This is a genomic window from Neobacillus sp. CF12, assembly GCF_030348765.1.
GTDB lineage: Bacteria > Bacillota > Bacilli > Bacillales > Cytobacillaceae > Neobacillus.
In genome coordinates this window covers 6,009,175-6,027,367 of sequence record NZ_JAUCEU010000007.1, presented here as the reverse complement: position 1 = coordinate 6,027,367, position 18,193 = coordinate 6,009,175, and the positions used below count along the sequence as shown (strand labels likewise).

General features: G+C 36.4%; 12 protein-coding genes. 1 reads left to right on the top strand and 11 read right to left on the bottom strand.

Annotated elements, in window-relative coordinates:
• Positions 1 to 29: 29 nt before the first annotated feature.
• The 6 genes from QUG14_RS29160 to QUG14_RS29135 all read right to left on the bottom strand — a co-directional run bounded on the left by QUG14_RS29160 (position 30) and on the right by QUG14_RS29135 (position 10,425).
• Positions 30 to 3,674 (bottom strand): hypothetical protein, encoded by a 3,645-nt coding sequence (locus QUG14_RS29160; protein ID WP_289343928.1) that lies wholly within the window; start codon positions 3,672 to 3,674, stop codon positions 30 to 32.
• 126 nt (positions 3,675 to 3,800) lie between these two features.
• Complete coding sequence (locus QUG14_RS29155; RefSeq protein WP_289343927.1) at positions 3,801 to 5,732, bottom strand: BglG family transcription antiterminator; 1,932 nt, start codon at positions 5,730 to 5,732, stop codon at positions 3,801 to 3,803.
• A gap of 375 nt (positions 5,733 to 6,107) precedes the next feature.
• On the bottom strand, positions 6,108 to 6,824 hold the full coding sequence (locus tag QUG14_RS29150) for an SIS domain-containing protein (protein WP_289343926.1): 717 nt from the start codon (positions 6,822 to 6,824) through the stop codon (positions 6,108 to 6,110).
• Positions 6,825 to 6,894: 70 nt separating this feature from the next.
• Positions 6,895 to 8,259 carry a nucleotidyltransferase family protein gene (locus tag QUG14_RS29145; protein ID WP_289343925.1) on the bottom strand — a complete coding sequence of 455 codons (1,365 nt, stop codon included), beginning with the start codon at positions 8,257 to 8,259 and terminating at the stop codon, positions 6,895 to 6,897.
• Positions 8,260 to 8,342: 83 nt separating this feature from the next.
• Complete coding sequence (locus tag QUG14_RS29140; protein ID WP_289343924.1) at positions 8,343 to 9,470, bottom strand: MupG family TIM beta-alpha barrel fold protein; 1,128 nt, start codon at positions 9,468 to 9,470, stop codon at positions 8,343 to 8,345.
• Between the two features lie 22 nt (positions 9,471 to 9,492).
• On the bottom strand, positions 9,493 to 10,425 hold the full coding sequence (locus tag QUG14_RS29135) for an N-acetylglucosamine kinase (RefSeq protein ID WP_289343923.1): 933 nt from the start codon (positions 10,423 to 10,425) through the stop codon (positions 9,493 to 9,495).
• 621 nt (positions 10,426 to 11,046) lie between these two features.
• Between QUG14_RS29135 and QUG14_RS29130 the strand changes: the two genes are divergently transcribed.
• A complete protein-coding gene (locus QUG14_RS29130) occupies positions 11,047 to 11,532 on the top strand; it encodes a hypothetical protein (protein WP_289343922.1) in 486 nt (161 codons plus the stop codon).
• 383 nt (positions 11,533 to 11,915) lie between these two features.
• Here the strand turns inward: QUG14_RS29130 and QUG14_RS29125 are convergent, their stop codons facing one another.
• From QUG14_RS29125 to QUG14_RS29105, 5 genes are all read right to left on the bottom strand, one after another.
• Positions 11,916 to 12,959 (bottom strand): ATP synthase beta subunit C-terminal domain-containing protein, encoded by a 1,044-nt coding sequence (locus QUG14_RS29125; RefSeq protein ID WP_289343921.1) that lies wholly within the window; start codon positions 12,957 to 12,959, stop codon positions 11,916 to 11,918.
• A 123-nt stretch (positions 12,960 to 13,082) separates the two neighbouring features.
• On the bottom strand, positions 13,083 to 15,659 hold the full coding sequence (locus QUG14_RS29120) for a DEAD/DEAH box helicase (protein WP_289343920.1): 2,577 nt from the start codon (positions 15,657 to 15,659) through the stop codon (positions 13,083 to 13,085).
• 74 nt (positions 15,660 to 15,733) lie between these two features.
• Positions 15,734 to 15,925 carry a YbxH family protein gene (locus QUG14_RS29115; RefSeq protein ID WP_289343919.1) on the bottom strand — a complete coding sequence of 64 codons (192 nt, stop codon included), beginning with the start codon at positions 15,923 to 15,925 and terminating at the stop codon, positions 15,734 to 15,736.
• A gap of 344 nt (positions 15,926 to 16,269) precedes the next feature.
• On the bottom strand, positions 16,270 to 17,232 hold the full coding sequence (locus QUG14_RS29110) for a DUF4822 domain-containing protein (RefSeq protein WP_289343918.1): 963 nt from the start codon (positions 17,230 to 17,232) through the stop codon (positions 16,270 to 16,272).
• A gap of 77 nt (positions 17,233 to 17,309) precedes the next feature.
• On the bottom strand, positions 17,310 to 18,017 hold the full coding sequence (locus QUG14_RS29105; protein ID WP_483310783.1) for an ankyrin repeat domain-containing protein: 708 nt from the start codon (positions 18,015 to 18,017) through the stop codon (positions 17,310 to 17,312).
• Positions 18,018 to 18,193: the final 176 nt, after the last annotated feature.

The following is an 18,193-nucleotide window of genomic DNA, read 5'->3' as shown; positions in this document are numbered from 1 at the left end:
TAGTTACGCAGATACTGTTTACATTAATATTATTTATGATGCGAATTCTTAGAAACAGGTCTTACAAAAGTCATCACGTGGCTATCGTTTTCAAATCTAGGCTCTCCATCAATTGTCATTGCAGAGTATACAACAGTAGCAATGATGAAAGCTTGCTTATCTGTTTTATACGTAACCTCTCCAGTTTCACTATCAACAGCTACATCGTCTGGTGAAGATGATTCGTAACTAACTTCTACAAATTTGTTTCCATCTGTATTTAATTTTGAATCAGCCATTGCATTTTTCAACCATGTTGGATAGGCAAAAGAATTCTTGTCAAGCTTAGTAGGAGCAATTGGTTTTTCTGATTTCTTAGGATCAACAACATTGATTGTGTATGTTATTTTAGCAGGCGTTCTAAAGAATCCATCAATAACATACGCCGTAACGGTAGCTGTTCCCGGTTTTAAACCAGTTGCATAAGCACCATAGTACTCGCCATTTACACTTAAATCCGTTGGTCTTACGTTTCCTTCATCACCGTATGTTGCTATATTTCTTAGGTCAATCACTTGAAATACATCTGCTTCAGCATTGATTTGTGTAGGTAATCCATTTATATATCCTGCTTGATCCCAAGCATTCGTTGCCCAAGACACATTCTTAATATATCCTGTTGTTTTAGCATCAAGCTTTACAGAGTCACCCACGTTAATTGTAAATGTATGTGTGTCTGCATTATATTTAGCATGAGGATTCATAGATGCTAGATTAGTTGGGTATTCAAGGCTTTCTGTACCATTATTTACTGGTGCAGTAACTTCTGATCCTAAATCTTCTACATAAGCAGCATCTTCAGGGTTTTGAGTGATCCAGTAAGGCATTGAAATGACAGTTGAAGATTCCATTGTTAAACTGTTACCAGAGTCAATCGTTCTTCTATCCATCGTTCCAAAAATGTTTGTGTTGTACTTGGACATCATAACTTCATCACGAGGAATTAATTGGTCAACCATAAGATTTGGTGCTACGTGTGTTACGTCATTTCTGTTTGCTGATAATACATCAAAGTTCATGAAATTGTTAGGAATACGTGTCATATACCACTCTGAACCAGCAAGGTCAACTTGTGCGTTTCCGATATCAATACCTTTAGCTTTCAATGCACCTAGAGAAGCCGCGTAGAAAGTTGTCATGAATGGGTTTTTCTCTCTCTTTTCGTTTGTCCACCATTGGTTCATGCCTTCTAAGATTTCGTCACCGTTAAACTTATCAGCATGGTGAGATAATGTGTAGTATGCTAGTGCTTCTTCTTCTTCATCAGAATAGTTCATGTATGATTCGTGAGTTACACCACTTACACCGATATCATCACCGTTATGAGCAGCAATACCAAAGTATCTTGCAAGATATTGTAATGTCATATCAAGCATCGATTTTGAGTTATATGTTTTTGGATATCTTACTTCAAAATCATTGTGTTCATTAGCTTTTTCTGATGCTTTTACGCCATTCATTACTTTGTATTCGTTTGCAAAATCAAGTGGTTCAATTACATCAATGCCTTGATCTTCAAGGATTGCTTTTTCTTCAGGAGTATACGTACCCAAATCTCTTGCAACTACAAGTGCTTGTAACTGTAATTGCGCATTTAATGGACCGTCTTCATAGTCTGCGTCTCTTCCCCATGCATCCTTATTACCATCAAGGTATTCAGGGTTCATATTTGCCCACCTAGTAGGAGCATTTGGACCGTTTAATCCATTTCCAGGAACAGAACCACTAGCAAAACGAGATTCAGCTGGGTTCTCACCATTAACAGTCAATTGGAAATAGTTGTTTAGAACTAGTGCATTTGTATGGTTAATCATATCATTTTTGATAAGCGCTGCTAGTTCTGGATCATCTTCTTTGAATGCTTTATATGCTAGGTCTAATGTAAAATAATGACCTACTAATTCATCTGTAGATGTTGTTGCTTTGTAATAAACTTTATTTGAGTCTAAATCCATTGAATCCGCATCAAAACCTTCGTTTTGGTTTGCAAATATTTCTGTTAAACGTGGAGGTACTGCAACTGTGTCATATGCTTTAAGATCAGTTTGAGTTCCATTTTTGAAAGATCCAGGGACATTATACCAAACTGTATTTCCATTAATATCAACAGCTTGTCCTGCCTTCTTTTGAATCCATGCATTATCCCATGTCCTAGCTTCTGGAATTGTAGCGCCATTGTTACTTGTGTCTACTTTGTACGTTCGAGCAAAGAAACCAGCTGAAGCAGGATTTCCTGTGTTAGTCAAAGTATATTTACCCTTTTCATCAACGAATACTGGCTTTCCTTCGTTAGCAGTAAGCCATGCTTTTGCTTCAGCGATAGTTTTTACGTTTCCACCATAAGAGTTAACAACGTACACATAGTCGTTTACATTGTATTGAGAAGTAACTTTTAATTGCGTACCAGATATATAGCCAAGTGTTACGATTGATTCAACTGCACGAATAGCAGATGCTTTTGCATCTTTTGTTCTTTCATCATTCGGACCAAATGTATTTTTCATGTAGTTGTATCTCCAGATTTCACCAGAAGCATACATCGTCGTCCAAAGACCATCATTGTCTGTATCATAGTTTCCTCTAGCAGCATCTTTATCAGCTGTCATAAGCGCTTTAATCATGTCCTCTTGAGTAGTGAATCTCATATTACCAGATTGGAATCCGTACCTGTCTGTATAGTTTCTTGAAATTTCTGTTTGAAGTAATGCTTTACTTTGTAAGGACATTTGCTTTCTCACAATGTGAGTTGCGTTTCCTTTTTCTCCAAGAATCCAAAGTCCATTATTACCATCAGGCATGATGTTGGTAATCACTTCTTTGGCGTTAAATTTTGCAGCGGCACCATTATTATTAGTACCAGAACCTGAAGATTCACCAGTTTGAGGTATATATCTTCCACCTTGCAAGTATTGAATTTGATCAGCCGAAGACAAGTTAGGATCATAGAGTGTAATTGCATCAGATACGATACCAGTAATTACTCCATGAGGTTTCTCATCACCAAGAATAATTTTATCGTTTGACTTGATTAGAGTATCTTTTGAAATTAACCATTTTACGCCATTTTCTCCATTTACATAGCCAACATAGCTTTGGGAAGGAAATTTAGTTCCTTCTGGAGCAGTAGGAATATTTGTTGTTTTCCAATTCGTTGTATAAAGAGCAGCCGGAATTTTCGGATCTCCTGCATTGTAATAGTAAACTACCTTTTCAAGATTTGTAGTTTTCTGTGACTCTAGTACAGTAACTGTAATATTCACAGTTTTAGTGTTACCATTTACATCTAATCCAGAACCAGTGATGATTGCCGTACCACCAGATACGCCTAAAATCTTTCCGCTGAAATCACCTTTTTCGTTGCCAACCATATCAACATAGGCAACATATGGATCAGAAGTTGTCCATTTTACTGGCTTTGTTGTATCTAAACCAGTAGGTTTTGCATGAGTGATATGTGTAGTGTTCATATAAATACTTGTGCCAGTTGAAATAGGAGCTACTGTAAAAGATTGAGTTGAAATAGCAGGATTAGGAGCAGCTTTAACAACTACACCACTAAAATTACCAGCAACGATTGAAGCAGCTAAAACAGCAGCCGTAACAGGTTTACCAAAACGCGATTTACTTCTCTTCATTAATCTTCCTCCTATATAATAAATTCGAATCCATTTTCTAACTCATAGATTTAACCATACATTCTAAACCCTTCATTCCCCTTCTACTATCACCCCCTTTCATTTGATTGGCAGAATCTTGTTAGTCTAGCAGAATAATATTTTAGAAACCTCGTATTGAAAATCATTGAAGTTAGTTGACTTCAGAATTCTCTGTTTCGCTTCGGGATGCTCCATTAAATGTAAAACTAATCGACTTAACTCCTTGTGTAAAAACAAGTCTCCAGCACGCAGATTAATTAAAAAAAGTATTTGTACTACCTTTCCATCGTAAGTCGGTGGATTCTTAAAAATCACAACGCTTACAGAATCCTGAATAGCAACCATTTTTAATGCATGTGGCACTGCTATCCCATTTTGGAGAATCGTCGATATTTTTTCTTCCCTTTCGACAACTAATTCAGGAAAGTCCGGTGTTGCAAAATCCAATTCAACAACTCTTTTCGCTTTTTCTTTAATGTAAGCTTTGTAGTCAAACGACTCTCTAGTATCTTCTATATAGAACATTTCTGAATGAAACAGAGATAAGAGTGTTGGTGCATTTTCCTTAACTCTACTCGCTGGATACCTAGTAAGCGTACGACGAATTCTCTGGATATCTGTCTCATTTAGTATTGGTGCTACTTGAATATACGGAATTGAACTATTGTCAAACCGAATCGGATGGGATGAAACTAATAAATCATATTCTTCTAGATGAACCGATTGAAGTTCACTGTATAGAACGACGTTAATGGTTGCACCTTGAAAAAGTGTTTCGAGTTTCATTTTAAGTAAATCAGCCGATCCTGCTCCTGATCCGTACGATAGTAGAATTTTCTTATAGGAACTTAATTGTTTTTGCTTCTCTCTTTCCATATGAGCTGCAAAATGCATGGTAATGTATCCCATTTCATCACTAGAAAGTTCAAATCCCCATATTTCCTTTATCATTTCAGAAAATTTTAAAGCAATCATAAAGACGTCAGAATATCTACTGTAAACGTCATCTATCAATGGATTTGTAAGCTTTAAGTTGAAATATATTCTTCTTAACAAAGGATACATATGCATCAAAAGCATGTCCAAAAGTTGCTGATCACCTGTAAACTGTGTCAAGAAAGTTTGATCTAATTTTTCAAAACAATGCTTTAGTTTTTGTTCCAAATCATTCTTTTCTTGTTCCTCAATATCATCCACACTAGATTTACCACTTATATGTGCAGCAAGATAGATAATTTCACTCTCTGGTAGTACAACATGATATAGATCAGAAAGTACTTCACAAATTCTCTTGGCTATATTCATATAAGATGGCTTAATCAGGGAAACATCTAACTTCTTCTCTTGATTAGGCAATATAAAATTGTGTTGAGTTACTCGAAACGAGAGTATTTGAATATGCACTAAAATGTTCTCAAGGGCAAAATAACTTAATTTCAAATGATTGATTTGTACCTCTTCACTCAAAACAGCTCTAATTTCTTCGAATGGAAACGCTTTCTCGAAATTTAGGTAATTAGATTTTTTTAACAATCCTGTTTCTTTTTGACTTAAGAAATAGGAAAACGCCCTTCTAAAATTTGTTTCGTCACCTAGTAAACGAACACCGTAACGTGATTTTGCTTCTACTTTTAAATCAAAAATCCTAACTTGCTTTTCAACTTCAACCATGTCACTAAGAACTGTCGATCTGCTAATCATTAGGCTATCAGCAAACATATCAATGGTTTGAAACTCAGTCGTTTGAAGCAATAGCATAATAATATTGATTACACGAACACGAGGTAAATCTGGGGCTAAAGCTCCCTTAATTTCTTCTATATACGATTGAACCATTTCTTGATTTTCTACATGAAGTAAATATCCTTCACCACGTTTTTTCTGAATAACAAATCCAGATTTTTCTCCAATAACGTTTAATTCTTTCAATTCATTTCGTAATGTCCGATTTGAAATGGCGAATTCTGATTCAAGTTCATGCGATGTAAGTGTTTTACCTTTTTGATACAAATATTGTAAAATTAAATCTCGTCGCATACATTACCTCATCACTCTAGATACTCTTCTAGTTGGTTTAAGTTTACTTCCCGACAAATACATTTAACAGTTTGATTTTTTCCAATATACCTAGCAATTTGGAACAACTTAATAGTCTAACTCATTAATTTGAAGCTAAATAGCACTATCTACAACTTTAAAACATAATCCGAACGAATCTTAACATAGTTCTACACGTTTAAAAATTAAGAATTACTTCATACATGTTAAGTAATGCTTATATATCCCTCAAATTTTCCTCCGTATCCAGTACATGGAAAATACCCTGTAAGCCAAATAAGCGTTCCCATGACTTGGGAACGCTTTTCTCATTCAGCACATATTCACTTTTCTAGTTACTTTCGGTGGGCAAAATTAAACACCATAATACTTCGCAAAAAGTTCTTTATTCCATTCATCTCCGCCATCAACATTAGAACTCTTAAACACTGGCGGTTTCATTCCAGCTTGATGGTACTTTTTTGCTAACAAAATAGAAATGGTTTGAGCAACAAAAGCTCCCGCCATAGTAGAAGTTGCCCCCATACCTGTGTTTGCTTCTTCTACATAAAAGTGAGCATCCCCAGGTCCAGTACAACTATCAATAACTACATCACTGAAGTCAAATAGATATTTTCCGCTACTGTGTCTTGATTTTGAGCCTGCAGGATGATTCGGATTTGTAAAAGCAATGACCTTTGTACCACATTCCTGTGCCATTTTTGCAAGCTCAACAGTCATACCATTTCTTCCCGAATTAGAAGCAATGACAAGTACATCCTTTGAGTTGATTTTATATAAATCAAAGATAACTTTTGCATAGGCTTCTAAGCGTTCAATCACAGTACTTTTTAAAGGATGATCGTGTAAAAAAAACTCATTTGGTAAAATAGGCGATACTTGTGCAAATCCACCCGCTCTTACGTAAAATTCCTCTGCAAACATATGGGAGTGACCTGAACCTGTAACAAGAAAGCGACCTCCATTTTGTAGTGCTTCAAAAATGCATGTGGCTGCTTCATCCATTTTTTTAATCTGTGTCTTATACAGCTTTTCGAGATTTGCTGTTACATATTGATAATAATTATCCATTATCACTATTCCTTCTTTTATTGATTTGAGTTACAGAGTCAATAGGTTTCGAGAATTTCTAATCTATCTATTACCAGCCGTATTTATTTTCGCTCCATTTTTTAATAATTAGATCTTGTTTCACGAAAACAAGACTATTGTTTTCGATATCTTTATCTATGATAGCACCAGCTCCGAGAACACTATAAGCACCTATTTTACAACCAGGCATAATTATCGTATTCACGCCCGTTCTGCAATAATCGCCAAGATAAGCAGCATTTGAAAAATGTAAGGGTATTTCTTTTCGTCCATTCACAACGTGTTCAGTTTCTCCGTCATCAAAGCGTAATGTTCCGCAAACGGTAGCTGCTCCGATATCCGTATGACTCCCAATAGCACCATAAAACTCGCCATAGTGGTAAAGATATACCTTATCCATCACCATTCCACCAAGGAACTCTGCACAATGGTCGAATATACAATTTGATCCTATCGATACTCCATCGTAAATAATGCAGTAATTACTAATTTTTGTATGATCACCAATCACAGCATTGCCATTAAAAATAGCTCCATTATCAATGATTGTATTGTCACCCACAAGCAGGTTGCCGTGAATGACAACTCGATCACCAATTGAGGAGTTCTTGCCCAGTTTTACATGGCCATGAATGGTTGCATTTGCTGAGATCGTCGCACCTTCTGCGAGTTGGTTCTCTTGTAGCGCATTACAAAAATGATCCACCATAAATTGGTTCGCTTCTAACAAATGCCAAGGTTTGTCAATATCAAAGAAATATCCACTACATTCGATCGCTTTCAATTTTACTTTATCAAGCGATTTCAGAAGTCCAGCTTCAATATATCTCTCTTTGGGAACACCTACACCTACTTTTACATCTGGAAAATAATCTGGAGTTCTTTTCACATAATCTAAAAGTGTATCGTCAAAGTGAAATCCTGCAAATTGATGGGTAATGCTGTTCCCACGATAGTGGGCACCAATCGATTGAATAAACCCATTCTCAATACTCGCACCAATCCAGTTTCTAGACGATTCCTCCAAATTTTTCAACAACACAGCAGGTTTTATAGAATTCACTAAGTTTTCTAAATCCTTTTGTTCAACGATGGTATCCCCATAGAGAACGATAAAGTCCTTAGTATCAGAGAGTTTTTCCGCTCCTTTTACCAGACTTTCTGCGCTTCCTAGATTTGTCTGATCTGTTACAAATATAACGTTTTCTATATCTGATAAAAGATTTTCTATTTCTCTTTGATGTTCCTCATTAACGACAACAACAATTTCTTTTATTCCCATTGCCACAATGGATTCAATGTTATAGCGGATTAATGACTTTCCTCCGATTTTTATTGTTGTTTTGGAGCGAACCGCATTGAAAGGAAACATTTTACTACCTTTGCCTGCCGCAAGTATAATGGCGCTTTTCACCATTCCACCCCCTCTGGTTTCATACACATTTTATTACCTTGTTTTAAACACAATCTAAAATCATTTATCTACTATAAAAATATTCACTTATATTCTACTAATCGGAATTTATTTCTGCCTGCTAAAAGATAAGGCAATAAATCTTTTGCAAAAGGATGAACAAATCCAATGACATTGTGCTCAACAGATGGTCCTAAATCTTTCAATGAGATTTGTAATTCCCCTTCATATTGTGCACTTCTATTATTTAAAACAGAGATTGTATACTTTCCTCTTGGTGCACAAAAGCAAGGAGGCACTTCCATTCCTCTCGTATCAGTCGCCCGAATGAGATTGGCAGGCTGATCAACTCTTGAAAGTAGGATTGACTCTTGAATTTTCATTTTTGTATTTAGAGGAACAAACGGATTAAAAATAACTGGAATCTCTATATAATCTTGTTTGTAACATCTTGCCATTTCGGTAAGCTCTGAAAGATCCGCAAATGAGTCACCAATTATCACATCTTCAAAACCATTGGCAAATAACTCTAGCATAGAAATATGACAAGGCAAAAAGCGGTGTTTTTCAATGGTACAAACCCCATGTCCTAAGTGGTGCAAATCTTTAGGCGAAAGTTGCGATGCAACAAACCCACCGACCGGCACACCGAATGAGGCAAACAAGCCGTTAATTGGACGAATGTCCTCAAGAGACAATGCTGTATCTGGCAGTGGAAAAAAATTGTGACAGGCAGTTAGTTGACCAATATTTCCTTCTTTTTCTATCGTTTCTAAAAATGCACGACATTCACGTAAAGCATTTCCATTCTGATTATCAGAAGAAGACATCGAGGCATTTACTTCTATTTGAATCCCCTGCTGATTTTTTGAAAGAAGTGCAATTTCGTCGCTCGTAAAACCTCCATCAATACGGAGTTTTGTGATGCCCATCTTTTGTAACGCTGAAAGATCGTTCAATGTGCAGCCCAACTCGTTGAAAACTTCATCATTCATATCAGCTGATACTGTCATACCAAGTTCTTTACAGTAACTCAGTATGTCATTCCAAGTGTTTGCATTTACATCCTCTGCACCTTCAAAACCATGATTATTTAAAATTAGTGAAACAAATACTTTTTTAAAACCAAGCGAATTGGCCTTTTCCAAATAATCTTTGATTTGATCTAAAGGATAAAAGTTAGGATACACACTAATTCCTATTTCACGCATTTTACGCCACATTCCTTACTATTTAATTTGTATTTACTTGTAGCCTCGCACCAATAATGATTGCACCGAATACTGGATCATAAAGTGGTGTAGAAATCTCTACTTGTGGTAAAACCACACGTAACTTCCCTTTTAACGTACCGAAATAATTTGTTGATTGTGTCAACAAACTGCCTGCAACAGAGAGACGGAATTTTTCGGACCCCATTTGTCGACTGATTCCAACGACTAATCGAACTAATTTCTCTAGTTCTGCTTCAACTATCGTACGAGCAGCTTCGTCTCCTTTAGCCCATGCTTCTAGAATAATTGGCGTACATGAAGCTACCTTGTCAACTGGCAGCTTATCTTCCAAATATAATAAATCGATGAATTCTTCTGGAGAAGTCAACTGAAAATGAGCCAGCAACTTTTCTGTAAAGGATGTAGGTGCAATAACTTTATCGTATTCTTGCATAACTGCTGCAATCGCATGTCGACCAATTTGGAAACCGCTTCCTTCATCACTTATCAAACCGCCCCATCCGCCAGAGCGAACGATTTTTCCTTTTGAATCAATTCCCACAACAATGGAACCTGTTCCAGCAATCATCAAAGCATCTTTTCGATCTCCATTGCCACCAACAAGGGCAATTTCTGCATCATTCACAACTTCTAGTTGGCAGGTGAATCCACTTTCTTTTAATGCAGTCAGATAAATTTCAACATCCTTCGGTCTATCGACACCTGCAGAACCTAGTACGAGAATCGCATCTTGTAGTTGTTCTTGAAAACAAGAGAATAAAGCTTGATAAATTTCGCGAAATACTGGTCTAAGACCTTCTACGCCGATGTTATTATAATTTGACATCCCAAAATTTTGGTCAAATAGAGTTTCTCCATCTGGTCGCTCTTTGACCATAACTCTCGTTTTCGTTCCTCCGCCGTCCATTCCAATAATCAATCTATTACTCATTATCTGTCCATTCATCCTTTCATTAATAATTTATATCTTTCTAAAAGCAAAAAATCTTGCGCCTTGATTTTAGGTTATAGTCAGATTTAAACAAAAAAATGAGATATTTAAAACATCAAAAACACAACTATGTTATTCATCGAATAAATCTAGATACTACTCTAGTTTATTTAAGTATACTTACCACCCAATATATTAAACAGTTGGATTTTTTCCAACATATTTTGAAATATTATTAGTCATATACCGGTAGGTTAAGGGAAAGGCATCGACATGACCGAGAAACAGAAAAGTCGGCTCAGAGAGCCTTACATTTCGTCGAAAGTTACCATAGGGCCAGGTCTTGGTATGATGATTGATTACCGAATTGATGAAACACTGCAAAATTTGATTGCTTTAAGGAATACTTAACAACCTATTAAGATATCTGGAATTTTATTACTTTACCAGACCATGTTAAAATTTTGACTATCAAGCGGGCAGTTCAATGTGAATTATTTAATAATGGTTCATTAATTCATCCACTTTAAGAGATTGTAGTTGTTTTTTAAATGGGAGTTACTAATTCGAATGAAAGTGGTTTTTTGAAAGGAAATTTTAAATTATTACAAGGAGGCTCCAATGACTAGAAGCACAAAAAGAACTCCTGAATTAATAAAAGAAGTTGGTCACTTTTATTATGACCAGAAGTTAAGTATCAAAAAGGTCGCTCAAAGATTAAATATCGGACGAACGATGACATTAGAAATTTTGAACCAAAATTTAGACGGTAGTCGAAAACCTAAAGAAGCAGCAAAATTAAGAATAGAAAAATACGGTAATCCTAAATTTACCCCTCTCCAATTAGATCATTTACGTGACAGGATTAGAGTTCGTGGTTTTAAAGAGGAATGGAAAAAACAAATTTCGCAAAAAAATCGCGGCGAAGGTAATAAACGAGCAAAATTAACCGAACAAACAGTGTTGGCCATAAGAAATGAGTATGAAGAAGCTTTAAAACAAGGAAGGCAAAAAACAGCAACTCAATATGAATTAGCAGAAAAATATAATATTAAACGACCGACTATTTCAGATATTGTACTTTGTAAAAAGTGGAAACATATTTAAAGAGTATGAAGAAACAAAAATGTTTCTAATAAAAAATAAAACCTCCTCAAATTTCAAAAAATTAATTACGTATGTTTATGTCTTCCTACAAAGTTACAAAAGTTTATGTCATCTTATTAATTGTTCTTTATCTATTCGCTTCAGAAATTTATAGAATATCTCCCACTTTTTCCAATCCTTGACGGTCTACCATATAATTGAACCGGAGATTGCTGTGAAAAGAGCGATTCCCATAGTCACCTTTTTCAGCTTTCCCCTCAAAAAAAACACCCACAAACATTGATAAATCAACATTTGTGAGTGTTATCGTCTAATTTAAACCTGCCTTAATCAGGAAACTCCTTTTCATTTTCCACATGTGTCACTCCAACCCTAAAGAACCATTAAATCGTTCCGATGAAATTCAATGATGCGATATCCTTTGCGTCCACTGTTCCATCTAATATTTTCTTAACGTCATTTAATGTATCCTTAAGACTTACCTCTTCACCCTTTATTCCAGTAAAGGCTTCAGCGACATAGAATGGCTGTGTCAAATATGCTTCTAACCGCTCGCCTCGATGAAATGTCTCTATTTCAGATGAAGGTATCCCGTTAATGCCTTTTACATTGACGAGAGAACGTAATTCACGGTAGCGGCGTAATAACTTTTGGGCTTTTTGTTGGATTGTTAGGTGGTTTTGGTCTAGGTGTGCTCCTTCCAACACCGAAGATGTAGAGTAGATTGGGTTTACCGCTGGGTAACGATGTCTTGCTGCTAAGTCCATATCAAACTGCCATAATGTCTCAAGCGGGCCATATGGAAGGTCCTCATCTACGGAAGCTCCCTTCAAATCGAGTAAGAAGGTTGTAATAGATTTAAGATTAGTATCCTGTAATTTTTCCTGAAGTTCAAAGATTTCTCCTGTTAATACATGTGAACGATCGGCAACGAAAATGATTTCTTTATTTTTACCGACCACCGACATTTCCGCTAAAGCCTTTTCAATACTTTCAGCGACAATCTCTGTATCATCTAGAATTTCCGCTAACTCTGGATGATCTTTTTCTGGTTTTAATAAAACGGTTGCGTAACCCTCTCTTTTAAAACGATAAAATAACTCAGCAAGAACAACCAACTGACCCATTCCCGGTCGAGCAACAAGCCCGATTGTTCCTCCCTTAACGATTGGCGCAAACAAATCTAACGTCTTAATTTTTGTTTCAATCATCTCTACATTCTCCCCTCTTAAAATTAATTCATCGAGACTACATTGTGCTAATTCTGCTAAAGCTACTATCGTACGAACTTCAGCACGCCCTACAGGAATTTTCCCCGTACATAAATTTGATACAGTTGCCGGGCGTAAACCTACATCACGTGCGGCACTTGTAAGATTTGGCACTCTTCTTCGCAACAATGGAACATTCAATCGAATATCTTCCATTTTTACCACCCCCTTACTTTATATAGTAAGCGATGTTACTCTAAAACGCAACAACACTTTACTCTAAAAAGTAATTATTTTTCTTTATAGCGCAAAAACACGGTATGATTATAAATCATACCGTTAAAAATCTTCTCCATATCGAGTTCTTCTATACTTTGCACTATGGCAGGCATCACATGTTGGAAACGAGTGATCCCAAGCAAGGTTCTTTCCACAGTTTTTACATTTTTTCACGAACTTTTTGATATCTGTTTTTAATTTATCTTGAACCTTGTCACTCATTTCCTCACGTAGCCGCTCCCAATAAATCGCCTCTGTCCGCTCTCCTAATCGATACAGAAAGAGTAGATGCAAGCCGAGTGCTTTATAAGCCAACTCGAGATCCTCTAAACTTCGTTCTTTGTATGGCGGTTCCGGAAGAGGAGTACCCTGGATAATCGCATACATCGTATCCTCCCATTGTCTGGTTAATGCAGGTTCATTTTTAGAAAAAGGAAGATGCAAAAACCCATATAAATCCATTAAAGGTAAGCGTGCTTCTATTTCCGTCCCAGCAATCAGGTTGTATAGTGAACGTTCCTCAGTCAAGGAAGCTTTCTTCGTTCCCGGCGGGCTATTAAATTTCCCCCAAAGTTCAAAGAATGTTCCTAAATCACGATAATACCGTTGGAAACGTTCAAACACCGTGTTCGTTGGGGCGATTGCAAACGTATGAACTGGTTCATCCTCTTGATTAAGCAATCTCCTCATCAGCCGAATGTCCTTGGTGAATGCGACCTTTCCCACATCATAAATCCCTTTACGACCGGCACGCCCGGCAATTTGTTTCACTTCTTGAGAGGTTAATAACCGCCTTCTTGTTCCATCAAATTTCTCATTTTCTAAGAACACAATCCTGCGAATAGGCAAATTCAAGCCCATTCCAATGGCATCGGTCGCTACTATGACCTTTGTTTTTCCATTGTTAAATTGCTCAATTTGTTTTTTCCTGGTTTCTGGCGGCATACTGCCGTAAATCATACTGACAGAATGCCCATCACTTTGGAGCCTAGAAGCAGTTTCAAGCACTCGCCTTCTTGAAAAACAAATCAGTGCATCCCCTTTTTTCACATGTTTAATATGAAATTCTTTTGATTCCACTTCTAAAGGTGTATCCCTGCTGTATTCGTGGTTGATAATGTCCGAATCTCCCAACAACTGCAAAAGCATGGGTTTTGAGTTTCTACTCCCGATAATATGTACTTCTCTTGCATTTGCTTTTGTTATCGCTTTATACCATGAGAAGCCACGGTCCTTATCCGTAATCATTTGTGCCTCGTCAATGACGACGATGTCATAGCTTTCCTTTTCATGAAACATTTCCACCGTACATGAAAAATGGTTTGCACCTGGTACAATTTTTTCTTCTTCACCCGTTTTTAACGAGCATGGTGTTCCCTCTGCATTTAACTTTTCATAAACCTCCAGCGCTAATAGCCGCAAAGGGGCAAGATATAAACCACTACTCGCTTCTTTCATTTGCTCGAGGGCATGGTGCGTTTTCCCAGTGTTGGTTTCTCCGATATGCAGAACATACCGAACCCTTCTTCCAAACGATGGATTGTATTCCTGACCAAAAATATCCTCCATCATTCGTTCTTCTTCTTCTCTTTTTCGTTGTAATTCTGCCTCTTCCTCTGCTTTCTTACGTTCTCTTTCAGCGAAGTCTTTTTCAAAAATTTGCTGATGAACGGTATGATCAAATGGTATCCCAGCAATTTTTAATAAGTCTGAGAGGTATTCCTCTTGAATATCTTCAATAAAATAATCTTCCACCTCATACAAAAGCTGCGTCATACTCCCCTTTATGTAGGAAGTAGTCAGTTTTTCACCGAAGGCTTCTTGAAAATTCCCCTTCATCTCCTGTGGGAGTTGTTCCAAAACCCTTTGAGGGATTAACTCTGATAAGTAGTCAGAAATTAGGCTTTCATAGACAAAAAAATAGGTTTGATATTCATACAAACTCCGTCCCCAGTGAACCGTCTTATGAATATCACCAGTCAATTCCTCAAAAAATTTTGCCACCGTTATATAAGAATCAGGATTAAAATGACCTTCATCCACTAATTTTTCTTCAAGCGCAAAGGTATCTACATTTTTAAATTTCACATTGTTCTTTATATCCGCAGCTACCTGTTTGGCTGTAAAATAACGAACATAGAGATAAAGGTCAGCATAATCTTTTTCAAGCATATCCGCTGCCATTTCTTCAATTTTTTCTGAAAGAATATGACGCAATTCGGCCAGGCGGTTGGCTTCTTGTCTTTTAATAAAATCTGCTTTCGCTTTGTGATATCTTTGTTCCCATTCTTCTTCTTTTCCGGCGAAAGTTTCTCTGGTCCATTCCTGCACATGAAAGGGCTGAAAGTCTCTCATTTCATCCCGAAAAAGCTTATTGATAATCTTGCGGTCCACTCCTTGCACTTCAAACCCTTTTTCCCGTAAAAACTCCTTTTTCTCATTCTTTGGTACATCATTGGTGACTTTATTTAACCATACATTAATCCATATTTGTTCAAGATAATGTCCACGTTCAGTTAAATATTGCTCAAAATAAGGCAGACTTTCTTTTGTCTCTAAATAGTGGTTCATATCTTCCATTACTTTAATCTTCGTATGTTCAATTGCTTGAGGGTAAATGGCGGTTAATTTACTCAACTTTCTCCCTCCTCAACTAGTATTTGGTAATTCTAGTATATCAAAAAACAAGAAACCGAACTAGTATTCGGTTTCTAAATTTGACGCTGGTTACAGTATTGATCCACTAAGTCTTCTATTTGATCAAGTTCGGGAAATTCTCCTGAAAACTGAAATTTAATTTCTTCAATTAAGCGGTCTTTGTTATAGACATGAATCGCCCCATTTTGGTGGCTGACACTGTATTCTGGTACAAAGCGAAATCCGTTTCGTTCAATAGCTCCCATGATAATCCCCTTTTTTTAATTTTTTTTAGTATTTACCATTATGCTGTGGTTTATCTCCCAAAAACAAAACACTACTTTCCCAGTATCCCTAATTCTCCGTCCCCATTTGGCACTAAGAAAACTGGTCTAATTATATTCTCGTAGGAGATTTTTGATCTCGAGCCGCGTATTATGTTAGTTTGGAAATTATTTTGGATCAAACCAGACTATATTTAGGGGTTTATGGATCGATGAAGGTGAGTGATTTTAACCAAGGTACTGTTTTTGAAATGGTTCCTAAATTTTTCAAACAAAAAAGGGATTGGATAAATCCATTCCCTTTTTTGCTGTATATTAGGTCTTGTTTAAAATTTAGTGAATTTTAGCTTAAAATCACCTTTATATGGAATATGTTCAACAGTTATCGTTATGTTTTTACCCTCTTTATCTTTACCAATTCTTTTATAAGTAAATTTATTTTCATTCAGCTCTGTAAGTTCAAGAACTGCACCATACTTCATTCCTACTGAAACATGGGCTCTTATCTTATTTCCATGAACAACATCGTAATAACCGTAATCACCACGGCTTTTACCCGTTTTCGCATCAAAAAACTCATATTTATTTGTCTTAAAATCGTATTTGGCTAGACCCAAGAAATTTGTATTATAGGCTGACACATCATTGCCGTTTTCATCTAATGCCACAGTTCCTTGCCATAGCGTGTATGATAAAATTTTATCTCCATCTTTGTCTGTAACAATTTCTCCAGTTTTTGTTTCCAATGTCTTATCTGGGTCCGTAAAGGCAAGTTCTGTTTCTTTATAAGGAATATGATCAACGAATACCTCTACATCGTTACCATTCACATCTTTTCCCATTCTTTTATAGGTAAACATATCTTTATTTAGTTCTGTTATTTCAACAACTGCTTGGTATCCCATTGATTCAGAAATTAATACTCTAAGTTTTCCATCATTAGTGATAAAGAACGTTCCTTTGTCACCGCGACTCTTTTTTGTCGTTTTATCAAAAAATTCATATCTCGCGGTTTCATCGTCGTATTTCGCAAGACCAATAAAGTTTGCGTTTTCTTTTGTTAAGTCAGTTTTATCCTTATCATATACTTTTGTGCCTTGCCAATTTGTGCTACTTAGAATATTAGCCAATTCCTGTCCTTTGGTTTCCTTATTTTGTTTACTTCCCTCTTTTTCAGTTTGTTCTTGCTTCTGATCATTTGTTTGTGCTTGTGTGATTGTACTGCATCCCGATATTACTAAAGTTAACCCAAGTAGTATAGATGGTAAACTTTTTGCTTTTTTTTTCATTTTGTTGTCCCCTCATTTCTTTATTTTGGTGTCAATTACATGGTTTTGTTTCCTGATTAAGTCTTTACACGACCAAGTTATTTTGCACCTGCTTTTAACAAAATATTTTCAATCTCCTTTAAACCTTTATCTCGTGCATGCTGTAAAGGTGTTACATTATTATGATCGGGAATATTGACATCTGCCCCATAATCGATTAGCAATTGTACTGTTTGCTGCTGTTTTTCATCACCATTATTCAAAATAATAGCCTCTAGTAAAGCTGTCCAGCCGAGATCATTTATATGATTAATATCGATATCAGTATTCGTAATAAGTTCCTTAATAACATCTACATATCCATGTTCTGAGGCAGGAATTAAAGCAGTTCCTCCATACCGGTTCGTTATAGATGGGTCGGCACCGGCTTTAATTGTAAGTTTTAGAATTTCAACATACCCTTCAGCACCGGCATACAGGAAGGGGTTATTTTCCATATCATCCTGGATGTTGACGTCTGCCCCCGCGTCAATAAGTATTTTTGCAGTCTCTGCGTCGTTGTTGTATGTCGCAATCATGGTGGAAGTTCGCCCTTCAGAGTCCTTTGTATTAATATCGACACCTTCCTCAATCAATCTTCTTACGGTATCCGCCTCTTTGCCTTTTGCTGCTTTAATCAGTTGTTCCTCCACATCAATCCCTACTTTTATCTCATTCTCCTGTATATTTGGATTTCCATCATTAACTGAGACACATCCATGAAGAATGAATATAGTTCCAATGACTATCATCAGGCGCCTCCACATGATTTTCACCACCATATCGGTATTTTCTATTTGCTATCCTCCCTTATAAATTTGACCTTACATTTATGTTAATACGTAATTTTAAACTCCCTCGAAAGAATTTCTTAAAAAAAGATAAACTTTTTCAGAAAATTTCTTCATGTTTATAAAAAAATATCCGCCACCTTATGATCTGC

Coding starts and splice junctions, on each gene's coding strand:
- QUG14_RS29160 (WP_289343928.1), bottom strand. CDS start 3,674: ATGAAGAGAAGTAAATCGCGTTTTGGTAAACCTGTTACGGCTGCTGTT.
- QUG14_RS29155 (WP_289343927.1), bottom strand. CDS start 5,732: ATGCGACGAGATTTAATTTTACAATATTTGTATCAAAAAGGTAAAACA.
- QUG14_RS29150 (WP_289343926.1), bottom strand. CDS start 6,824: ATGGATAATTATTATCAATATGTAACAGCAAATCTCGAAAAGCTGTAT.
- QUG14_RS29140 (WP_289343924.1), bottom strand. CDS start 9,470: ATGCGTGAAATAGGAATTAGTGTGTATCCTAACTTTTATCCTTTAGAT.
- QUG14_RS29135 (WP_289343923.1), bottom strand. CDS start 10,425: ATGAGTAATAGATTGATTATTGGAATGGACGGCGGAGGAACGAAAACG.
- QUG14_RS29130 (WP_289343922.1), top strand. CDS start 11,047: ATGACTAGAAGCACAAAAAGAACTCCTGAATTAATAAAAGAAGTTGGT.
- QUG14_RS29125 (WP_289343921.1), bottom strand. CDS start 12,959: ATGGAAGATATTCGATTGAATGTTCCATTGTTGCGAAGAAGAGTGCCA.
- QUG14_RS29115 (WP_289343919.1), bottom strand. CDS start 15,925: ATGGGAGCTATTGAACGAAACGGATTTCGCTTTGTACCAGAATACAGT.
- QUG14_RS29110 (WP_289343918.1), bottom strand. CDS start 17,232: ATGAAAAAAAAAGCAAAAAGTTTACCATCTATACTACTTGGGTTAACT.
- QUG14_RS29105 (WP_483310783.1), bottom strand. CDS start 18,017: ATGTGGAGGCGCCTGATGATAGTCATTGGAACTATATTCATTCTTCAT.